The sequence below is a fragment of the Bacillus cereus group sp. N24 genome, assembly GCF_016483345.1.
Lineage (GTDB): Bacteria > Bacillota > Bacilli > Bacillales > Bacillaceae_G > Bacillus_A > Bacillus_A toyonensis.
Map to the genome: position 1 here is coordinate 1 of NZ_JAEHCA010000148.1, position 241 is coordinate 241.

A 241-nucleotide genomic window follows, 5' to 3' on the forward strand; every position below is an offset into this window, starting at 1 on the left:
AAGCACAAGCGACCCTAATCAATAAAACGATTGGCTGTTCTCGTTTTGTATTCAATCATTTCCTATCTCTATGGGATAACGCATACAAAGAAACAGGAAAAGGTTTGACATATGGTACATGTTCTGCCAAACTTCCTGCCATGAAGAAAGAGTTTGTTTGGCTAAAAGAAGTGGATAGTATTGCGATTCAGTCATCTGTTCGCAACCTTGCGGATGCTTATACACGCTTTTTCAAAAAACA

1 protein-coding gene is annotated in these 241 nt (G+C 38.6%); it reads left to right on the forward strand.

Going from position 1 to position 241, the window contains the following annotated elements; all coding sequences use genetic code 11:
* Window positions 1–241 (forward strand): helix-turn-helix domain-containing protein (locus tag JDS95_RS30795; protein WP_199691071.1); only part of this gene is annotated, 241 nt, incomplete at both ends.